Raw genomic sequence first — 15,318 nt, 5'->3', positions numbered from 1 at the left:
ATTGGAACACCATTTTGGTACTCAATAATTGCATCTAATTTTATTTTTTGAGAAAAATACATAAGAAAACCCCCTCGATTGGATTTACTCCAATTCGAGGGGGTCAGTGCAACCCCTACGAGGTGCCTTTTTTGTTCCAATTTAAAATAAACACAATTTTTAATATTTCTATACTTTCTGCAATTGCTGAACTTAAAATCGAAATTAAAAGAGATAACAAAATACTTGCTAATATAGTAGTACTACTTTCTTTAATTAAAATGGACATTAATAGTGATAGTATAGATACACTAAAAAATAGTGTAATAACTATCAATATTCTTTCTGTAAATTTTTTATTAGTCGACATTTCTTTAAGTAATCCTATATCTAACAAAGGAATAAATACGAAGGTTGCCATAAAAACAGCCGTTGTTAGACTAGAAAAAGAAATACTATTTGATAAAAAGCCACTATAATCAGCCAGTTTGCTAGGGTTAATTTTTAAAATTAAAATGCATACAATAAAAACTAATATACCTATACCGATAGACCATTTATTCCTCAGAATTCTTTCCTTCATCTTTAGTGTACATCCTTATTTTTAGTTTATTACTTATAAATTCTTGTTTATTTTGAAAAGCACATTTAAGTAATTCAAAACCATCACGGCCTGTTACACCTGTACCTTCTTCAAAAGATAACTCTCCCTCGTATGTTAACACATTATCCAGTAAATCATATACAACTTCCACGCCATCATCGATTCCTGAAATAGTCATTTTACTTAATTTTGATTCAGGAGAAGAAATTTTTTTAGCTATTGTTTTACGAATCTTTCTTAAAGCACCTTTTTTGTTTGGATATAAGAGCATAACATCAATTGATGGTGCATCAAATTCATTTGCCAACTGAATATCTTTTGTTTCAGGCCTGCTGACTTTCTCATCAACATCCATCCTATAGTTGACTTTGGTTATCATACTCATCGTAGAAAGATCACTTACGTTTTTACCATCGTTTATCGGTATAAATTTCATACCCCTTGCATGACAAATTTTGCTAAGTATTTTTTTAACTATATTCAAGTTAGCTCCGCCAGAAACTCTGTGAGTACCCAAGATTCTATAGAAAGGATCAATGAATATTTGTGTATCTACCATAGGGCCTACCTCAGTAGGCTTGGACCCATCAGGAATATATATGTTTTCTCTTTCAGAAATTTTTTTTGAAAGATCACCATATTTTATATCCTGGGATGAATCGACTTTAGAAATATTAATCAAATATATATACCAATTATGATACTCTTCTTCAAAGAAAACTTTTTCTTCACTTTCATATTTTTCAATTGCTGAAATATAACATCTATTATCTGAATAAGAAACTTCTGGTATGCCAGAGTATTCTTTTTTAAGAAATTTATTATGTAAAGAGTCTAAACCTATTTTTAATTCAAAATCATTTTTTCCATGTTCGATACTACTAAAATAAACTTTTTTTTGCTTTTTTTCATCATAACCGCCAATATAAATAAATTTAAAATAATTAATATTTTTATAATAAATAAAAGCAATAGATATTTCTACCCATCGCTTTTATTTTATTATAAATTTATTCAAAAAATTAGCTAAAACTTCTCAATTAAGGTTATGTTCATCTTATATTATATCATCTAAAGCATGACATTTATCTGACACTTTTCTGACATTTTAAGAGGTAACCACGTCTCTATACACTAGTAGTGACTCTATTTGATAGCCATAAGCAAACTCTATATACGCTTTATTCAAGATGCGATAAAACTGTCTATCAGTTCGTTGTATCGCAACACTTACTTCAGTTACGTCTCGACCTTGTAAATGATGCAACGTGATTGTTTTACGTTGACGATCTTCAAGGGAGTTAACTACTCTTACTACTTCAGCAACGATTGTCTTTGCGTCAATGTTAGCTGCAAGCTTCTCCTCGTTTGAATTGCCATAACTTGGTGATGATGGCATGTCGTTGATTGAAGGTGATTGCAAGTCTGCCAAGCTGGTACCACTAAGCAACATCCAACGTTTAAAATCATTCTTGAAAAAACGTCTTACTCGTTCTTCAGTTGCCCGTTCGTTGATTTTTTTTAGTTCCATTCACCTTCCTCCGCATACCGTACCTTTAATCCACCTCGTAGTTCTTCACCCTTTGTTATCAGCTTATGAATAACATCTGATCCAGAATATCCAAACGCCATAGCAACCGTAGCCATATTAGGATAACGTTTCTTTATCCCATACTCGTTAATTGTTATTACTGGTAATTTATCATCAAAAATTACGGAATCTTTCTTTTTCTCAGGAGGTTTACTTTTACAATGTTTTTGTAAATCTTCTACTAATTCCTCATTGCAAGGTGATAACAATGTAATACCAGGTCCCTTAATTTCACGAGCTGCGATCTGTTCAAATATATATTTATCTTTTGCCATTACATTTCCTCCGTTAAAACGTGTTCTACATAGCTCAACTTAGTTTTACCTAAATTAACTTCATAAGGTGCTTGTTGGTACTTCAATAACCTTTCCAACATTTTTGGAAATTCATTTATTAACTCATACTTTCCATGACGAATTGTAGCTCGTTCATATCCACCCACAATTTGCTTCACATACATGTTTAGTAAGTCCTTAAACTTACGGTTCGAATTACGTAACTGTTTGCCCTGCAGCTTGCTATTATATTCAATAACCTTCGGCAACTGAAATTCAATAGCTTTTAAAGTATTGTCATAAATATTTGGCAACTTATTTTTGATGTAATCTAAAATCTCTTGCTCGTTCATTTGCACCTCCGAATGGGCCTTCCACCCAGCTGCCTTTCGGTTTAATCTACGGCCACTAACACTCTCGAATTCTTGCTTGCACGTTTTTGATATGATGGAGCAAGTAAGTGCCTAACAGTTGCGACTTTGACACCAGTATATTCAGCTATATATTCAAGAGTTCCCATGCAAATAAACTCGTCACCCTTGTATAATGCGTACATATCATTCTCCTAATGGACAATTTTGCCCACCTGCCTATTCGGTCTATTTTTATTTAGAATGGCATATCATCGTCATTAATGTCAATATCAGAGCCGCCAAAATTATTTGGCTTCATGTTCGATTGATAACTTTGTGATTGATCAGCCTGCTTCTGGCTTTCACTGCGACTTTCCAGCAAGCTAAAGCTATCGGAGACCACTTCAGTCACATATACACGTTGACCTTCTTTGTTTTCATAATTCCGTGTTTGAATACGTCCTTCAATACCAACCAACGAACCCTTATGCGTGAAATTTGCGAAATTTTCAGCGTTTTTACGCCACATAACACAATTTATGAAGTCTGCTTCACGTTCACCGTTTTCGCTCTTAAATTGGCGATTAACAGCTAATGTAAAGTTTGCGGTTGCATTACCGCTTTGAGTGTATCGGAGTTCAACATCTTTGACCAAACGTCAAACTAAAACTACTCGATTAATCATTTTCTTCCACCTTTTGAATTTTAAACTTACCTGTGTCACGCATAGCGAACGCGAAATCTTGGTCGAATAGCTCATCAGCTCGGTCTGGTGACGTTATATCCGCCAAACACGATTCGATGCTAGTCCAAAGACCGCGGTGATAAAAATACCCATTACGTTTATTTGTTGCATAATTATGAATGTAGTTATTTGGCGTGTGGTCATCAACCTGATAAATCACATACTTATCTTTCTTTTCAATCAGTTCAATCTCCCCTGCCAAAATCTTGGCAAACGTGAGTTGGTTAGCAATAGCGTCTTGAAAACCATCACAAAATATATATTTGTATAAAACTGGAAAAGATTTTTTACTTTTATAAATGTTTTCCATAGCTATATTTAGCCACATATTCCGTTTGGTTAATATGCTAATTTCTCTGATAAATTCCTTGCTTTGTTCCATTTTAGGGACAGCTAACTCTTCGTCAATGTCATTTATACAATCTATTGCCATCTGAAAATACTCACCATATTCATGGTTTTTGTCGCAAGTGCTTTCAATATCTAATATCCGCCCTTCTAGTTCATTGACTAAGCGATCTAGTTTGTTCTTTTCAGCCATTGATTTTATCCTCCATCGTAGCTACTACAATTGCACGCTTCTTTTCTGAATAATCAGGAGCAGGAATAATTCCCACTGAAATGTTGAAGTTAACGTCTTGATTAAATACCGCTACCTCGTTGTAACTCATTTCGCTAATTTCCTTGCTAAAATTTTTATCACTTAATGCTAGTAATCGTTTAAGATTCATTTTCATTCTCCTTGAAATATGTTTTTCGCTGTTCTTCCGTTCCATCGTGTGACCAATCACCAAGTTTTAATTGCCGCGTCATTTCAGTAGTGAGCTTAGTACCTTGCAAATGGTACTTATTCGCAAATTTTACCCACCCCAGCGAACTATCAGCCTCTCGATGATGAAATACACATAACTGTACTGCACGCCGTCCTACGTGGCTTATTTTGCGTCTATCATTACCAGAGCCAATTGCATCAATATGGTGTAACTCACTTGGCACTTTACCGCAAACTACACATTGCTTATTCATCAACGCTGCATACTCCATTTTTGAAGTCTCACGGTCATCTAAAACAGGTCGTCCAGTCGCTTTAATCAATATTTTGTGTTCAGTCATGAACTCGATTAAGAAATCAATAAACACATTAGTCGTGTTCACATCTCCCAATCGGTCACTCATGCTGAAACTGTCCAGGCCTGCGTACATTTGAAACCATGTATAGAACAACATCTTGGTGTATTCCAAATCACCGTTGGTTACATCATCAATTGAGCTAAGCAACAAGAATGCGAATTTGCGTTGGCTGTCTGAAATGTGACGCTGATCTCGTAGATTAATCTCAATCAGTCTATGATTAAACTGAACGTATTTGTTCACGAATCGCTTAGCTTCATCTGGACTATCAAAATCAATAGTTACTTGCTTACCAACCCGTTTGGTTGGCGTTGAGTAAAATTTTCAATCATAATCATTCTCCTTTAGGCATACGACTAGCCTTAAGACGTTCGATGGCTTTTCGGGTAGATTCAATTTCAGTAGCATCAACGGGTGTTTTAATTGCTGGTACTGTTTGTTCAACTGGCGTTGGTTGTGTTGGATAATTAGGCTTCTTTTCAACAACACGTTTAGCAGGTTTGAACTTCTGCTTATCTCGTTTAGTTTGCCGTTCTAATTTTCGTGCCTTAACATCAGCAACCGTTTTTAATTGTTGGACACATATTTTCCTAGTAATTGCAAATACATAACTAGGAGTTCTCGCAGAATTCATAGCTGCTTCTGAAATGGCATACTCTATTAATTCAATAGCATCTTGCTGTGTAGTGAATTTTTTCATATCCTCAATATCTTTTTTAACGTCTTGAGCAACCATTGAAGTTATTTGTCCAATCTCTTGCTGCCAAATGTCAAAGATTTTTGAATAGGCGTATTCATCTGTTTGGATCTCCTGTGGTAGTGGCTGTTTATTATTACTTGTATTATTAATACTTGTAATATTACCTTTGACTTTTTCGTCTATACCCCCTAGATCTTTTTGTCGGGGGGGTATAGATTTTTTAGTCGAGGGGGTATAGATTATTTCGTCTATACCTCTTGTTTTTATTTTTAGCATTCGTTTATCAATTTCTTTAGTACCTTCTTTGTACATGTACCGGACTTCAAGATATTCAAGTTTGATTAACCTGTTTATCCATCGTGATATTGTCATGCTATCGACTTCATACAATTCTGCAAAATAATTGTTACTTGCCCAGCAAAGCCCTGTAGCTTGTGTTAATGCTGAAATTTCTGAAAAAATAATCTTCTCATTCGCTTTTAGTCGTTTATCATAACGAACATCTGCCGTTAAAATTGAATAGTAACTTGGATTGTCTTGCATTTTTAACTCCCAATTCATTTAACTAGTTGGAACATGTCCCAAATTTCAATACCCAAACTTTTAGAAATTGCATATCCATAGTCAAGATTTATTCCATGACCAGCGATAGCATGATATATCACACTAACGGTAATATCAGAACTATCAGCTAGTGATTTTTGTGTGAATCCTTTTTGTTTATATTTCAGTCTGAATGCGACTGGATCAATCAATTTGCAATACATGCTTTCTCCTAATGGGCATTCCACCCACTCGCCACTTCTGGTCTCTCTTGCTTACACAAATTCAATTTCATTAACTCGGAAATGAGCTTTGAAATATCGACTATCATCGGCCGACATTCGCGGTTTAACTTCACCGTCAATGATCTGCTTGATATGCTTTTGACTGAATTTAACTTTTTCTAGTGCTTCATCCATCGACATTTGACTTGGTGAAAACATTCTTGCAATTGGTGTTTCTTCTTTTGAAACCGCCCAAATGATTGGCATGAAGTCTTTCCCATACGTTTGACGAAGCAGCTCTTGATAGATGGCCATTTGCATGTCATACTTCCGTGCATGAATGAAATGTTGTTTTTGTCCATCTTGCCAAATAGTACAATCGCCATCCAAATCTTTAACCGTCTTAAAGTCAATAAAATAGCCGTCCTCGACGTTTAAAGCGTCTGTCTTACCTTTCCATAGGACACCATCAATTTCGCCTGTAATGATTGTTTCTCGCTCTGTTCCTGCTAGCATATTCACAAACATATCATCAGCTTCAAGGCGTTTAATCATGGCTTCACATTTCTTGTATTCAGTTTTCAATTGACCCTTTGTAGATCCTCGTGATGATAGAATTTCAGGGTGTTCATTAATGAATGCTGCGTGTGCTTCTGGACTTTCAAAATAAGAATGTAAATAATTCCCCATCAGCAAAGCCGTATCGTTATCAAACCACTTATATTCTCCCTTTAAATCAGCCAAAGCAGCTGCTTCATTTTGAAGAAAGTTTTTAAAAATAGAAAAGCTCATGTATTGAAAATCAGTTGTCTTTTCATAGTAATTTTCAGCGGTTAATTTAGTCGGTGTTTGAGTCATATTCTTCTCCTAATAAATTAATTTCTTCAGTATCCAATTCATCGCTATCTTCATGGACGTTTTGTTCATCAACAGAATCGTTATTAGTTTGTTCAGAAGTTACAACTTCTCCTTCGACAACTTCCGCCTTACGTTCTTCCTGTTTAACATTTTTCTTTTTAAACTTATTAACTAAGTTTTCAGCCTTAGCTTGGCCAACTTCTTCTGAAGCTGGCGTCTTATCGTCAAGAGCACGGTCATCTTCTGTATACATCGCCCCTAATGATTGTGGGAATGCTTCACGAAGCGCATTAACAATCGCCGTTTTACGAATCATCGTTGCGGGCATATTCTTCCAAGTTGCCTGCCCTTTACTAAATTCTTGCATTGAAATTTGAGATTCAATAGGCTTCTTACGATCTTTGCGGTATACCTTAGCCCAACCACCAACAATCTTGTCATCAGATAAAAAGAACGAACCTTTTTGTTCAACAATTTCATTGTTCCGAAGTAAGATAACTCCCGCTTCAAATCCTTCATAATTTTCATTAGATTCAGCCCGCTTCATAAATGCTTCTTTTGAAACAATCATTTGAGCTGGTCGTCCTGCAAACTTAACTAAGTAACATTCTTTCAAGAATGGATCCAAACGATTATGTTTGGCCAACATGATAAAGTTGGTTAATTCAGATTCAGTAACAGAGTTCTGTGCATTGTTGTCACCACTCACTAAGTTCATACGAACAAAGTTCATGCTTAGCTTAACTTCATTACCATTAACTTCGTATGAAGTCATCTTGTCTTGCTTTTCTGTTTGTGGTGCTTGCATTGGTTGTGTAGTCATTAGTCCATCTCCCTAAAATCTGCTTTTTCTGATTCAAAAATAGTTACATTAATTGCTTCGTCGTACGTTGTTCCTTGTTTTTTTAACCAGACATCCAAGTCTGAATCATGGATAAACTCATCGCTATCAGTCTTCCAAACGTTTGAAATCTCATCAATTGAAATTTCACAACCAAAAATGTCAGTTACTACTAAGTCGTATGTTTCAACTTCATCTTGAAATAAGTCTCGATTTTTTGTATATAACATGATATACTAACCTCTCTTATTTCTTTCACTGGCAGCTATCAATTTATTGATGGCTGCTTTTTTTGTTGTGCCAACGTTTTTCAATTTCTTTGCGTGTGTACCAGTCATGTACGTTCATTGCCGTCATTGACATAGCTGCAATGATTAAGAACACTATAATGCCGACCATACGTTCACCCCGCATAAAGCAGCAATAATTTGCATGCTTGCCATAAATGCAGCAAACACTACAATTGCCGTTTCCAGTTGTCGACCAGTCACATCATCAAATACTTTTGTTGCAACTTCATCAAATACTTGTTCGATAAATCCCATTACAACCCCACCTTTAATTCCCATTCGAGAACCCTTTCTTTAATAAATAACGTGTTCGTTTTTCCGCCATTTCGTGATGGCGTGAATGCTGCTGCGTTTAATCCGTCAAACTTAATCAAGTTGTCAACAATTGGCGCACTAACGCCGAGATAGTCACACAAAACTCTCTTATTCATTAAGCGTGGAAATTGGTTATCAGCTAATCGTTGTTCAGTCATAATTAGCACTCCTTTTTATTTAATTTATATTTTTATTAGATTTAAAAAGTTATATTTTGGTATACTTCATATAAAATAATCTTAGGATAGGCGGCATTTATGAAAATACAATTCACATTAGATACACTCATTGCTCTCATTGCTCTGGCAGCTTCTATATACTCGATATTTAGAACGAACTGGTTAGATAGATACTCACTTGAGGTTTCCTCGTTTGAGTCTGAATTATCAAACGGTGAAATACTTTTTGGATACTCTGTTATCAACACATCAACAAGAGTTTTAAAGGTTACTGATCTAAAAATGTATTTAAAAGGCAAAGAATTAAAGCCTTTGAATATTGATAGACAGACCGATGTGTATCAATCAGCAATATTTCATCAAATCAATTCAAGTAGTATTCTTGATGAATGCATTTATTTTAAGAAACCAACTATTCTATTACCTGGCTCTAGCTTTCAGATTAGTGTGTACCTGAAACACGATCCGGATACTATCGAGTTAACCGCCGACCATCATATTAAAGGTTTCAAAAAAACTAAGCTATTTCCGGTTAATCATCTCAATTTGAATGATATGAATAATGTTCAAAACTAATACTGCAATCAAAATATATCTCAACATTTCTTTTCCCCCATACTTCTTAACTTGAATACAACACCATCAATCAATACGTATTTCCCTAAATTTAATTTAGGGATTTTTTTGTACAATTGTTCTTCAACTGAACTTAACAATGCATCTGTTCCTTGAGCGCTGGTTGCAGCCGCTGTTGCTAAATATTTGTTTTGACCCACTAAATTTTTATAAAAGTAGATAACTATTTTTTCTTGCATTCCGATTACCTTCTATTATTTTTTCGAATTCGCAATTGAACCAAAAGCAAATCCCAACAAGAAACTGACTTGACTGACTTGTCCTTTCAGTTCAGTGACTTCTTTTTTCAATTTCTCAATCTCTTCTTCCATTTCAGTCATGTTTTTTCACTCCTTTTTTATTACGAATATGTACCATTCGTTTTTCTAGTAATTCTTGACGTTGGTCATCTATCTGCTCAATTTCTTTTTTCAAACCAATGATTTGATCAATGAGTAAATTTCGTTTAGCCACTAATTGTTCGTAAGTCATCTAAGCACCCTCCGTTACTAAGAACTTATTGACAAAGAACTGTTGCCCCTTGCCGGTAACCTTTGGCGTTTTGTTGATTGAAGTGTGTCCATCTGAATGTGCAATAGACGTCTCCTTAATCTCAAACAACTGTTGCTCCATAGAACGCTGCGTTGGCATGTTGTAATCTGTTCCTTTTCGCTTAATCAAGAACCCATTTTCTCGAAGCCAACTAAATAATTTGTTTTGCCCCATTTCAATGCCATTCTGTTTAAGTATTTTGGCTAACTCACCAACCAAGATAGATGTATGCGATGCTGATACCGCATCAGCAAATACTGCTTTAGGTTTCAACTCTGCAATTAAATTATCTTTGTTCTCTAGTTTCAATTTACTAATTTGCAATGCTCGAGCCATAATTTGATCAGGACTATTCCAAGCCTTCTCGACCTGAATGAAATACATCCGTACTTCTTTTCCTTTTTCAGTTCCAGACATCATGGCAATTTGTTTTGCTGCATCGATTGTTAATGCATAATCTTGGAGTTGGCGCAATTGAGTTCCACCATTGTTTAGGACCTCCGTGCTTACAAGCACGCTGGTATAATCTTCGAATTCAATTAATTGTTTCGAATTCATTTCAAACCAACGTGAGAAACGAGTATTTTTTGAAACTTCTAACGCATCGTATAGTTGACGTGCGCTAACTTGAACATCACCTTGTTCATTTTGGTTAATCTTGATAATTTCGTTCATTTCTTTTCTCCTATTAAATTCCTAATACTGTTTTAACCGTTTCGACAATCGCATCGTTTTTCTTACCACGACCAACTCCATTGTTAATTGCACGACTAACTTCACTACGTCCCTTAACAGGAGTTACATATTCAGGCAATGAAGCATTGATGCTTGGAATTAAAAGCTCATAGGTTAAATGACGCTTTTTCATAACAAAAGTTACTTGATCGGCTAAATCTAGTTGCTTTAATAATTCTTCAACCATTTAAATACCTCCTCCTGTACCTTTTTAAATGTATCTTGTTGACAAAGTACCCAATTGGATACTACAATAGATACATAAATAAGCGTTATATAAACACTAATTCATCACCAATGCATTGCTTCCTATGGCTTTTTATTGATGGTTATTTGTTTGTGTCGCTGTTTAACAACTTGGTACATTTATTATAATAGTCCCAGTTGGATACTTAGTCAACATAAAAATAGATATTTCTGTATCTTTTTTAAAATACATCTGGAGATGAAGTCCATGTCACTATTTGAAAGAATCAAAGAGACTGCTAAAAAACGTTCAATGACATTATTAGTTTTGAGCGATAAAGCAGGTCTAGGAGAAAAAACAATCTATAAATGGAAAACGCAAGTACCTAAAACAGAAACTTTGCAAAAGGTTGCTGATGTTCTTGGTGTTTCTGTCGACTACCTACTTGGTAATACTGATGAAATGCATTCAGTAAAAACAACATCTAATACCGCTGATCTAGCTAAAGAAGGTGTCTTTTTATACCAGGGACAAGAAATATCAGATGACCAAATGGAAATCTTAAAATCTATCATTGATAGCTGGAAGAAGGATTAATATGGAGATACTCAGCGATTTAATTAACTTTGCTATGAATAATGGGATTGCTGTCGAAATTCGTAAAGACCTAGCACCTAGTGTTCCTTCCATGTCATTCCCACAAATAAAAAAAATCATGGTCAATGCTAATAACCATGATTACATATTTCAATTTGCGCATGAAATGGGACACATATTAAATGATGATAGCTCACTAGCACCACTATGTTTCTCTGTCAATAATCGTTCTAAATTAGAGGTTGCCGCTAATCGTACGGCGATAAAAATTCTAATGCCCTTTTATTGTGATTCAAGAGAACCCTATATGGCACGCAGCACAGAATTTATAAATATTTTCAATGCTCCTAGTTGGCTAAATTATATCGTTTGCGAAGAAATTTCAAAATATTATACTATCTCAGGAAATGCTTTAATTTAATGTGATCACATCTTAAATATACGTGCAAAAAATGCATTGATAGTAGAATAATACTATGTACTAAATATCTGCAATAACAGGATTAGGAGAGAGAAATGAACTACAATATTAGCGTGAAAATGCCTTGGGAAAATTCAATTTCATTTAACGGAGACATTATTAAACTACACAAAAAACCGTGTTTAAGGACAAAAATGTTATTTGGAAAAGAAAATCTTGATTTAACCTTTTCTATTTCCGATGTAGTTAACGTGTCATACAACAAAGCCAGTTTAAAAAATGGCTACATTAAGTTCACTATGGCAAACTCTAATACCAAATTAACAAATGAAAACCCTTATGCCTTTCATTTTTCTAGTAATAACAACGAGATACTCGATTTATATACTGAATTAAGCAAGTCTGATAAGTTACAAAAAAACAAAATGACAACTCAAGAATTAAGAGCTTCATCACTAGATGCAGACCCTAAAGGTTATATAAACAATTTTCATAAAACGGCTACTGTAAAAATTGATAATTACTTAATGTTTAATCAAACGACTGATGAAATACTTATCAACAAGAGTATATTAACTACTGGTAAAACGGAAATAATCAAGGCAGATACTATACGTAGTTTTGAAGTTATTAAAGATGGCGAGAAATCAGAAAAGTTCGGACTTGGTGGTGCTACTGCAGGAGCAATTTTATTTGGTCCAGTAGGTTTAATTGGTGGTTTCTTGTTAAAAAAGAAAAAGAATGTAGTTTCAGATTTAAGAGTCCGTATCAACACTACTGGAACACAAAGCATTCACGATATCGTCCTTATAAACAGTAAGACAAAAGCTAATGGATTAGTGGCAAGTGCAGCTAACTCTAATCTTGAAAAAATCGTCAATTTTATTCAGTCTATTAATTTTAAAAATACAGAAAAAGCATCAAATACTAGTGTTCAATCAGAAAGAGCTAGTTATGATGAGTTAAGTAAATTAAAAGAATTGTTAGATAAGGGTATCATCACACAAGAAGACTTTGATGCTAAGAAAAAGCAAATTCTAGGTATTTAATACATACCCTATAGGGAGTATATATTGACCAAAATGTCGCTGTACGTAAAAAAAGCCCACGAACTCAACTACGTTAAGTTCATGGACATGTTCGCTATTCCTGATCGCATGGAATATGTGGTTAAAGAAGAAATTGAAACGTACTACACTGCTAGTCACTCAAATGACCGCTGATATTGAAAATGATATGGAGTTAAAAATGACCGAACAATTAAATGGTAAAGTAATAAGAATATTAAGTGAAAAAGAAATAATAATTAATCTTGGTAAATCACAAGGTATACAAACAGGAGATGAATTTATAATTACAAATAATTACACTGAAATTGTTGATCCTGAAACTAATATCAACTATGGCCTTTTATATGATAAAAAAGACATGCTTGAAGTAACCAGAGTCTTTGAAAAATTCTGTATTTTAAGTAAACTTAGCCGTGAAAGAATTGGCAACACAATTAATGCATCTTTTAATAATTCTTTTTCTTCACTAAAAAACATTTATGGTTCTATACAAATTACTACTGAAGATCTTAATGTGAAACACAGTCAAATAGATCCTATGAATTCGGTTGATTCCTATGACACACCTATACAAATAGGCGATAAAGCTTTTTTCGTTGCTAAAATTTAATTGCATATTATAACAATATATGATAATCTTACTACAGGTTGGCGGTTAGAGACATTGAGTCTACCGCTAGATAAAGCTAGTTCGATTAGTCGAACTAGCTTTTTTCTTTGGAGAAAACATGGACTACAATAAGGAAAGACCTTTTAATGATACAAAAGAATTGCTTGATAATCTTGGTGAGAGACATAATCTTACGTTTTCAACGTATGATCAAGGCCAAGAAATATTATTGAAAGATGGCTATTTCACACTAATAAATGGCTATCAAAGAGCTTTTGAGACAACAGAAATAGAAAAATTTCCTGATGGATTTTCTCTAGAAATGCTTCATCATTTGTTTGTTTTAGAAAATCTTTTATCAACTGAAATTCTCAGGGTTATTTTATTACTTGAAAAAAAATTTAAGAACTCAATACAGTATGTCATTTCAAAACATATTAATGATAAAAATCATGAATATTATTTAAATCCGTATATATCTGATTTATATAATAATACTATGAAGACATCAAATAATTTATCAAGAATTCTAAGAAAGGCAACTGGGCACTATATATTAAAAAAATTCATTATTGGAGACGAAATCCCTCCAAGTAAGGAGCATCCATCTCAAGCATTACTTGAGTATAGAAAAACCGGAAATATTCCGCCTTGGGTTTTGGTAAATGATTTAACTTTCGGGGATACCCTTAATTTGTATTCTGCATTGCAAGATAAATATAAAAAAGAAATAATATCTATTGCATTTCCAAATGTTAAATTTTCTAATCGTAACAAAACAACAGGTGATGAAAGAAATATTGAATTTGTAAGCTCTGTTATGCATCTCATCAAATCTTATAGAGATGGATTGGCACACGGAGATTTATTAAATAAAATACAAGGAAATCAAGAATTAAAATGGTTGCAAATCGATGAGTTAATAAATCATACAGGTGTAGTAACTGAAGCAGAACATATGCTAGGAATTGGTAGATCAGATCTTCTTTCACTATTTATCTCATTGTGGATATTAACGGATAACTATTCTACTGAAAATTTATTTACCATATCAAATATTGTACTGGAACAACTTGGATTAATATTTGGTAATGAAAACCTATCAAATGCTAGGAAGGCTTTCAAAACCCCCTCAGATTTTTCAAAGAGATTAGAAAATTTAAAACGTAATACTATTTGATATATATGCACAGCTAATTATTCAAAAAAAGCCACTGCTCATCTTTGGTCGGACAGCAGTAGCTTATGAAATTAACACCCATACTACAGGGCCTTATGTTTAAAATTATAGCATATGTAAGCCCCTTATTTAAGTATCACTACTATATTAGGAGGCTTTTTATTATGGCAAGTTTTGAAAAACGTGGCAAAAAATGGCGTGCAGTCGTTTCAGTGATGGAAGCTGGTGCACGTAAAAAAGTAAGTAAGACCTTTAACTTAAAACGTGAAGCTGAGGCATGGGCCACTGAAATGGAGTCTGATCGCAATAATGGTGTTGTCCTCGTCGAATCAGATATGCTATTGGCGGATTACTTCCAAAAATGGTATGAGCAGTACCGTAAACCAGACATCCGAAATTCCACCGCCAATACTTATCATACACAGGTATATCGTTTAAAAAAGTACTTTGGTGATGTTCGTTTAAATAATATGAGCTCTACCCTACTTCAGGAGCGACTCGATGAATTCGCTAAAGATGTGTCTTATTCAGGAGTTTCAACTCTCCTTACACGTTTGAAATCTGCTCTAAACGATGCTATTTTAGACGGATATATTCGTAACAATGTATGGAGTGTCGCCGTCAAGTTAAATTGAGCCAAAAATAGTCAATAAAGTTGAGCCACATTGATCTAAAACGGTCAATAAAATTGAGCCGTTTCTTCCTTTTTAATTTTTAAATATT

At 34.2% G+C, this 15,318-nt stretch carries 30 protein-coding genes; 8 read left to right on the top strand and 22 right to left on the bottom strand.

Annotated features, from left to right (window positions below):
• Positions 1-115 precede the first annotated feature (115 nt).
• From LQZ76_RS09230 to LQZ76_RS09160, 17 genes are all read right to left on the bottom strand, one after another.
• Complete coding sequence (locus LQZ76_RS09230) at positions 116-562, bottom strand: hypothetical protein (protein ID WP_230099433.1); 447 nt, start codon at positions 560-562, stop codon at positions 116-118.
• Positions 537-1,265 (bottom strand): hypothetical protein, encoded by a 729-nt coding sequence (locus LQZ76_RS09225; RefSeq protein WP_230099432.1) that lies wholly within the window; start codon positions 1,263-1,265, stop codon positions 537-539. Before LQZ76_RS09225 ends, LQZ76_RS09230 begins: the two co-directional genes overlap by 26 nt.
• A 426-nt stretch (positions 1,266-1,691) precedes the next feature.
• Entirely contained in the window at positions 1,692-2,114 is a 423-nt protein-coding gene (locus tag LQZ76_RS09220) for an ArpU family phage packaging/lysis transcriptional regulator (RefSeq protein WP_230099431.1), read from the bottom strand.
• Positions 2,105-2,449 (bottom strand): hypothetical protein, encoded by a 345-nt coding sequence (locus LQZ76_RS09215; RefSeq protein ID WP_230099430.1) that lies wholly within the window; start codon positions 2,447-2,449, stop codon positions 2,105-2,107. Before LQZ76_RS09215 ends, LQZ76_RS09220 begins: the two co-directional genes overlap by 10 nt.
• On the bottom strand, positions 2,449-2,802 hold the full coding sequence (locus LQZ76_RS09210) for a hypothetical protein (RefSeq protein ID WP_230096023.1): 354 nt from the start codon (positions 2,800-2,802) through the stop codon (positions 2,449-2,451). Before LQZ76_RS09210 ends, LQZ76_RS09215 begins: the two co-directional genes overlap by 1 nt.
• Positions 2,803-3,058: 256 nt before the next feature.
• Positions 3,059-3,457, bottom strand: coding sequence for a single-stranded DNA-binding protein (ssb, locus tag LQZ76_RS09205; protein ID WP_230099429.1), 399 nt, complete (start codon positions 3,455-3,457; stop codon positions 3,059-3,061).
• Between the two features lie 22 nt (positions 3,458-3,479).
• The gene (locus LQZ76_RS09200) at positions 3,480-4,088 is read right to left on the bottom strand and encodes a hypothetical protein (RefSeq protein WP_230099428.1); all 609 of its coding nucleotides are present in this window, start codon (positions 4,086-4,088) and stop codon (positions 3,480-3,482) included.
• Positions 4,081-4,278 (bottom strand): hypothetical protein, encoded by a 198-nt coding sequence (locus tag LQZ76_RS09195; RefSeq protein WP_230099427.1) that lies wholly within the window; start codon positions 4,276-4,278, stop codon positions 4,081-4,083. The genes LQZ76_RS09200 and LQZ76_RS09195 overlap by 8 nt, the downstream gene beginning before the upstream one ends.
• Complete coding sequence (locus tag LQZ76_RS09190) at positions 4,268-4,921, bottom strand: putative HNHc nuclease (protein WP_230099426.1); 654 nt, start codon at positions 4,919-4,921, stop codon at positions 4,268-4,270. Before LQZ76_RS09190 ends, LQZ76_RS09195 begins: the two co-directional genes overlap by 11 nt.
• Positions 4,922-5,012: 91 nt before the next feature.
• The gene (locus LQZ76_RS09185; RefSeq protein ID WP_230099425.1) at positions 5,013-5,921 is read right to left on the bottom strand and encodes a helix-turn-helix domain-containing protein; all 909 of its coding nucleotides are present in this window, start codon (positions 5,919-5,921) and stop codon (positions 5,013-5,015) included.
• 14 nt (positions 5,922-5,935) lie between these two features.
• Complete coding sequence (locus LQZ76_RS10085; protein ID WP_354002063.1) at positions 5,936-6,145, bottom strand: helix-turn-helix domain-containing protein; 210 nt, start codon at positions 6,143-6,145, stop codon at positions 5,936-5,938.
• Positions 6,146-6,196: 51 nt separating this feature from the next.
• Positions 6,197-7,003: a PD-(D/E)XK nuclease-like domain-containing protein gene (locus LQZ76_RS09180; protein ID WP_230096013.1), complete on the bottom strand. Its 807-nt coding sequence runs from the start codon at positions 7,001-7,003 to the stop codon at positions 6,197-6,199.
• Complete coding sequence (gene bet, locus LQZ76_RS09175; protein WP_230099424.1) at positions 6,984-7,826, bottom strand: phage recombination protein Bet; 843 nt, start codon at positions 7,824-7,826, stop codon at positions 6,984-6,986. The genes LQZ76_RS09180 and bet overlap by 20 nt, the downstream gene beginning before the upstream one ends.
• Positions 7,826-8,074, bottom strand: a complete 249-nt coding sequence (locus LQZ76_RS09170; protein ID WP_230099423.1) for a hypothetical protein — start codon at positions 8,072-8,074, stop codon at positions 7,826-7,828. The genes bet and LQZ76_RS09170 overlap by 1 nt, the downstream gene beginning before the upstream one ends.
• 43 nt (positions 8,075-8,117) lie before the next feature.
• Positions 8,118-8,243, bottom strand: a complete 126-nt coding sequence (locus LQZ76_RS10030) for a hypothetical protein (RefSeq protein ID WP_284707284.1) — start codon at positions 8,241-8,243, stop codon at positions 8,118-8,120.
• Positions 8,228-8,389, bottom strand: a complete 162-nt coding sequence (locus LQZ76_RS09165; protein ID WP_230099422.1) for a hypothetical protein — start codon at positions 8,387-8,389, stop codon at positions 8,228-8,230. The genes LQZ76_RS10030 and LQZ76_RS09165 overlap by 16 nt, the downstream gene beginning before the upstream one ends.
• Positions 8,389-8,607 carry a hypothetical protein gene (locus LQZ76_RS09160; RefSeq protein ID WP_168721265.1) on the bottom strand — a complete coding sequence of 73 codons (219 nt, stop codon included), beginning with the start codon at positions 8,605-8,607 and terminating at the stop codon, positions 8,389-8,391. The genes LQZ76_RS09165 and LQZ76_RS09160 overlap by 1 nt, the downstream gene beginning before the upstream one ends.
• A gap of 99 nt (positions 8,608-8,706) precedes the next feature.
• Here LQZ76_RS09160 and LQZ76_RS09155 point away from each other — a divergent pair, with 99 nt between their 5' ends.
• A complete protein-coding gene (locus LQZ76_RS09155) occupies positions 8,707-9,204 on the top strand; it encodes a hypothetical protein (RefSeq protein WP_230099421.1) in 498 nt (165 codons plus the stop codon).
• Positions 9,205-9,224: 20 nt separating this feature from the next.
• Here the strand turns inward: LQZ76_RS09155 and LQZ76_RS09150 are convergent, their stop codons facing one another.
• From LQZ76_RS09150 to LQZ76_RS09135, 5 genes are read right to left on the bottom strand one after another with little or no spacing between them, the layout of a single operon-like run.
• A complete protein-coding gene (locus LQZ76_RS09150; RefSeq protein ID WP_230099420.1) occupies positions 9,225-9,443 on the bottom strand; it encodes a hypothetical protein in 219 nt (72 codons plus the stop codon).
• A gap of 15 nt (positions 9,444-9,458) precedes the next feature.
• Complete coding sequence (locus LQZ76_RS10025; protein WP_284706042.1) at positions 9,459-9,584, bottom strand: hypothetical protein; 126 nt, start codon at positions 9,582-9,584, stop codon at positions 9,459-9,461.
• A complete protein-coding gene (locus LQZ76_RS09145) occupies positions 9,577-9,735 on the bottom strand; it encodes a hypothetical protein (protein ID WP_230099419.1) in 159 nt (52 codons plus the stop codon). Before LQZ76_RS09145 ends, LQZ76_RS10025 begins: the two co-directional genes overlap by 8 nt.
• Positions 9,736-10,470, bottom strand: coding sequence for a phage antirepressor KilAC domain-containing protein (locus LQZ76_RS09140; RefSeq protein ID WP_230099418.1), 735 nt, complete (start codon positions 10,468-10,470; stop codon positions 9,736-9,738). It lies immediately after the preceding gene.
• A gap of 13 nt (positions 10,471-10,483) precedes the next feature.
• Positions 10,484-10,717 carry a hypothetical protein gene (locus LQZ76_RS09135; RefSeq protein ID WP_230099417.1) on the bottom strand — a complete coding sequence of 78 codons (234 nt, stop codon included), beginning with the start codon at positions 10,715-10,717 and terminating at the stop codon, positions 10,484-10,486.
• 267 nt (positions 10,718-10,984) lie between these two features.
• On the opposite strand from LQZ76_RS09135, the gene LQZ76_RS09130 reads away from it, so the two are divergent.
• The 7 genes from LQZ76_RS09130 (at position 10,985) to LQZ76_RS09100 (ending at position 15,230) form a co-directional block, all read left to right on the top strand.
• Positions 10,985-11,314, top strand: a complete 330-nt coding sequence (locus tag LQZ76_RS09130; RefSeq protein ID WP_230099416.1) for a helix-turn-helix domain-containing protein — start codon at positions 10,985-10,987, stop codon at positions 11,312-11,314.
• Between the two features lies 1 nt (position 11,315).
• Positions 11,316-11,735 carry an ImmA/IrrE family metallo-endopeptidase gene (locus LQZ76_RS09125; protein ID WP_230099415.1) on the top strand — a complete coding sequence of 140 codons (420 nt, stop codon included), beginning with the start codon at positions 11,316-11,318 and terminating at the stop codon, positions 11,733-11,735.
• Positions 11,736-11,830: 95 nt separating this feature from the next.
• Complete coding sequence (locus LQZ76_RS09120; protein ID WP_230099414.1) at positions 11,831-12,784, top strand: SHOCT domain-containing protein; 954 nt, start codon at positions 11,831-11,833, stop codon at positions 12,782-12,784.
• Positions 12,785-12,817: 33 nt separating this feature from the next.
• On the top strand, positions 12,818-12,958 hold the full coding sequence (locus tag LQZ76_RS09115; RefSeq protein WP_230099413.1) for a hypothetical protein: 141 nt from the start codon (positions 12,818-12,820) through the stop codon (positions 12,956-12,958).
• Complete coding sequence (locus LQZ76_RS09110) at positions 12,948-13,415, top strand: FlgT C-terminal domain-containing protein (protein ID WP_230099412.1); 468 nt, start codon at positions 12,948-12,950, stop codon at positions 13,413-13,415. The genes LQZ76_RS09115 and LQZ76_RS09110 overlap by 11 nt, the downstream gene beginning before the upstream one ends.
• Before the next feature lie 118 nt (positions 13,416-13,533).
• The gene (locus tag LQZ76_RS09105; protein ID WP_230099411.1) at positions 13,534-14,595 is read left to right on the top strand and encodes an Abi family protein; all 1,062 of its coding nucleotides are present in this window, start codon (positions 13,534-13,536) and stop codon (positions 14,593-14,595) included.
• Between the two features lie 164 nt (positions 14,596-14,759).
• Positions 14,760-15,230 (top strand): phage integrase SAM-like domain-containing protein, encoded by a 471-nt coding sequence (locus LQZ76_RS09100; RefSeq protein WP_230099410.1) that lies wholly within the window; start codon positions 14,760-14,762, stop codon positions 15,228-15,230.
• Positions 15,231-15,318: the final 88 nt, after the last annotated feature.

Source organism: Periweissella ghanensis (assembly GCF_918814755.1).
In the GTDB taxonomy this organism is placed as follows: domain Bacteria; phylum Bacillota; class Bacilli; order Lactobacillales; family Lactobacillaceae; genus Periweissella; species Periweissella ghanensis.
Note: the sequence above shows the minus strand (reverse complement) of the source record. Positions and strands in the feature narration are given on the sequence as shown.

Bases quoted from the DNA above. Each gene is read 5' to 3' on its own strand.
- LQZ76_RS09185 (WP_230099425.1), bottom strand. From the start codon at position 5,921: ATGCAAGACAATCCAAGTTACTATTCAATTTTAACGGCAGATGTTCGT.
- LQZ76_RS09165 (WP_230099422.1), bottom strand. From the start codon at position 8,389: ATGGGATTTATCGAACAAGTATTTGATGAAGTTGCAACAAAAGTATTT.
- LQZ76_RS10085 (WP_354002063.1), bottom strand. From the start codon at position 6,145: ATGTATTGCAAATTGATTGATCCAGTCGCATTCAGACTGAAATATAAA.
- LQZ76_RS10030 (WP_284707284.1), bottom strand. From the start codon at position 8,243: ATGGTCGGCATTATAGTGTTCTTAATCATTGCAGCTATGTCAATGACG.
- LQZ76_RS09135 (WP_230099417.1), bottom strand. From the start codon at position 10,717: ATGGTTGAAGAATTATTAAAGCAACTAGATTTAGCCGATCAAGTAACT.
- LQZ76_RS09230 (WP_230099433.1), bottom strand. From the start codon at position 562: ATGAAGGAAAGAATTCTGAGGAATAAATGGTCTATCGGTATAGGTATA.
- LQZ76_RS09220 (WP_230099431.1), bottom strand. From the start codon at position 2,114: ATGGAACTAAAAAAAATCAACGAACGGGCAACTGAAGAACGAGTAAGA.
- LQZ76_RS09125 (WP_230099415.1), top strand. From the start codon at position 11,316: ATGGAGATACTCAGCGATTTAATTAACTTTGCTATGAATAATGGGATT.
- LQZ76_RS09160 (WP_168721265.1), bottom strand. From the start codon at position 8,607: ATGACTGAACAACGATTAGCTGATAACCAATTTCCACGCTTAATGAAT.
- LQZ76_RS09150 (WP_230099420.1), bottom strand. From the start codon at position 9,443: ATGCAAGAAAAAATAGTTATCTACTTTTATAAAAATTTAGTGGGTCAA.
- LQZ76_RS09210 (WP_230096023.1), bottom strand. From the start codon at position 2,802: ATGAACGAGCAAGAGATTTTAGATTACATCAAAAATAAGTTGCCAAAT.
- bet (WP_230099424.1), bottom strand. From the start codon at position 7,826: ATGACTACACAACCAATGCAAGCACCACAAACAGAAAAGCAAGACAAG.
- LQZ76_RS09180 (WP_230096013.1), bottom strand. From the start codon at position 7,003: ATGACTCAAACACCGACTAAATTAACCGCTGAAAATTACTATGAAAAG.
- LQZ76_RS09140 (WP_230099418.1), bottom strand. From the start codon at position 10,470: ATGAACGAAATTATCAAGATTAACCAAAATGAACAAGGTGATGTTCAA.
- LQZ76_RS10025 (WP_284706042.1), bottom strand. From the start codon at position 9,584: ATGACTGAAATGGAAGAAGAGATTGAGAAATTGAAAAAAGAAGTCACT.
- LQZ76_RS09195 (WP_230099427.1), bottom strand. From the start codon at position 4,278: ATGAATCTTAAACGATTACTAGCATTAAGTGATAAAAATTTTAGCAAG.
- LQZ76_RS09110 (WP_230099412.1), top strand. From the start codon at position 12,948: ATGACCGCTGATATTGAAAATGATATGGAGTTAAAAATGACCGAACAA.
- LQZ76_RS09115 (WP_230099413.1), top strand. From the start codon at position 12,818: ATGTCGCTGTACGTAAAAAAAGCCCACGAACTCAACTACGTTAAGTTC.
- LQZ76_RS09105 (WP_230099411.1), top strand. From the start codon at position 13,534: ATGGACTACAATAAGGAAAGACCTTTTAATGATACAAAAGAATTGCTT.
- LQZ76_RS09200 (WP_230099428.1), bottom strand. From the start codon at position 4,088: ATGGCTGAAAAGAACAAACTAGATCGCTTAGTCAATGAACTAGAAGGG.
- LQZ76_RS09120 (WP_230099414.1), top strand. From the start codon at position 11,831: ATGAACTACAATATTAGCGTGAAAATGCCTTGGGAAAATTCAATTTCA.
- LQZ76_RS09215 (WP_230099430.1), bottom strand. From the start codon at position 2,449: ATGGCAAAAGATAAATATATATTTGAACAGATCGCAGCTCGTGAAATT.
- LQZ76_RS09155 (WP_230099421.1), top strand. From the start codon at position 8,707: ATGAAAATACAATTCACATTAGATACACTCATTGCTCTCATTGCTCTG.
- LQZ76_RS09170 (WP_230099423.1), bottom strand. From the start codon at position 8,074: ATGTTATATACAAAAAATCGAGACTTATTTCAAGATGAAGTTGAAACA.
- LQZ76_RS09145 (WP_230099419.1), bottom strand. From the start codon at position 9,735: ATGACTTACGAACAATTAGTGGCTAAACGAAATTTACTCATTGATCAA.
- LQZ76_RS09100 (WP_230099410.1), top strand. From the start codon at position 14,760: ATGGCAAGTTTTGAAAAACGTGGCAAAAAATGGCGTGCAGTCGTTTCA.
- LQZ76_RS09130 (WP_230099416.1), top strand. From the start codon at position 10,985: ATGTCACTATTTGAAAGAATCAAAGAGACTGCTAAAAAACGTTCAATG.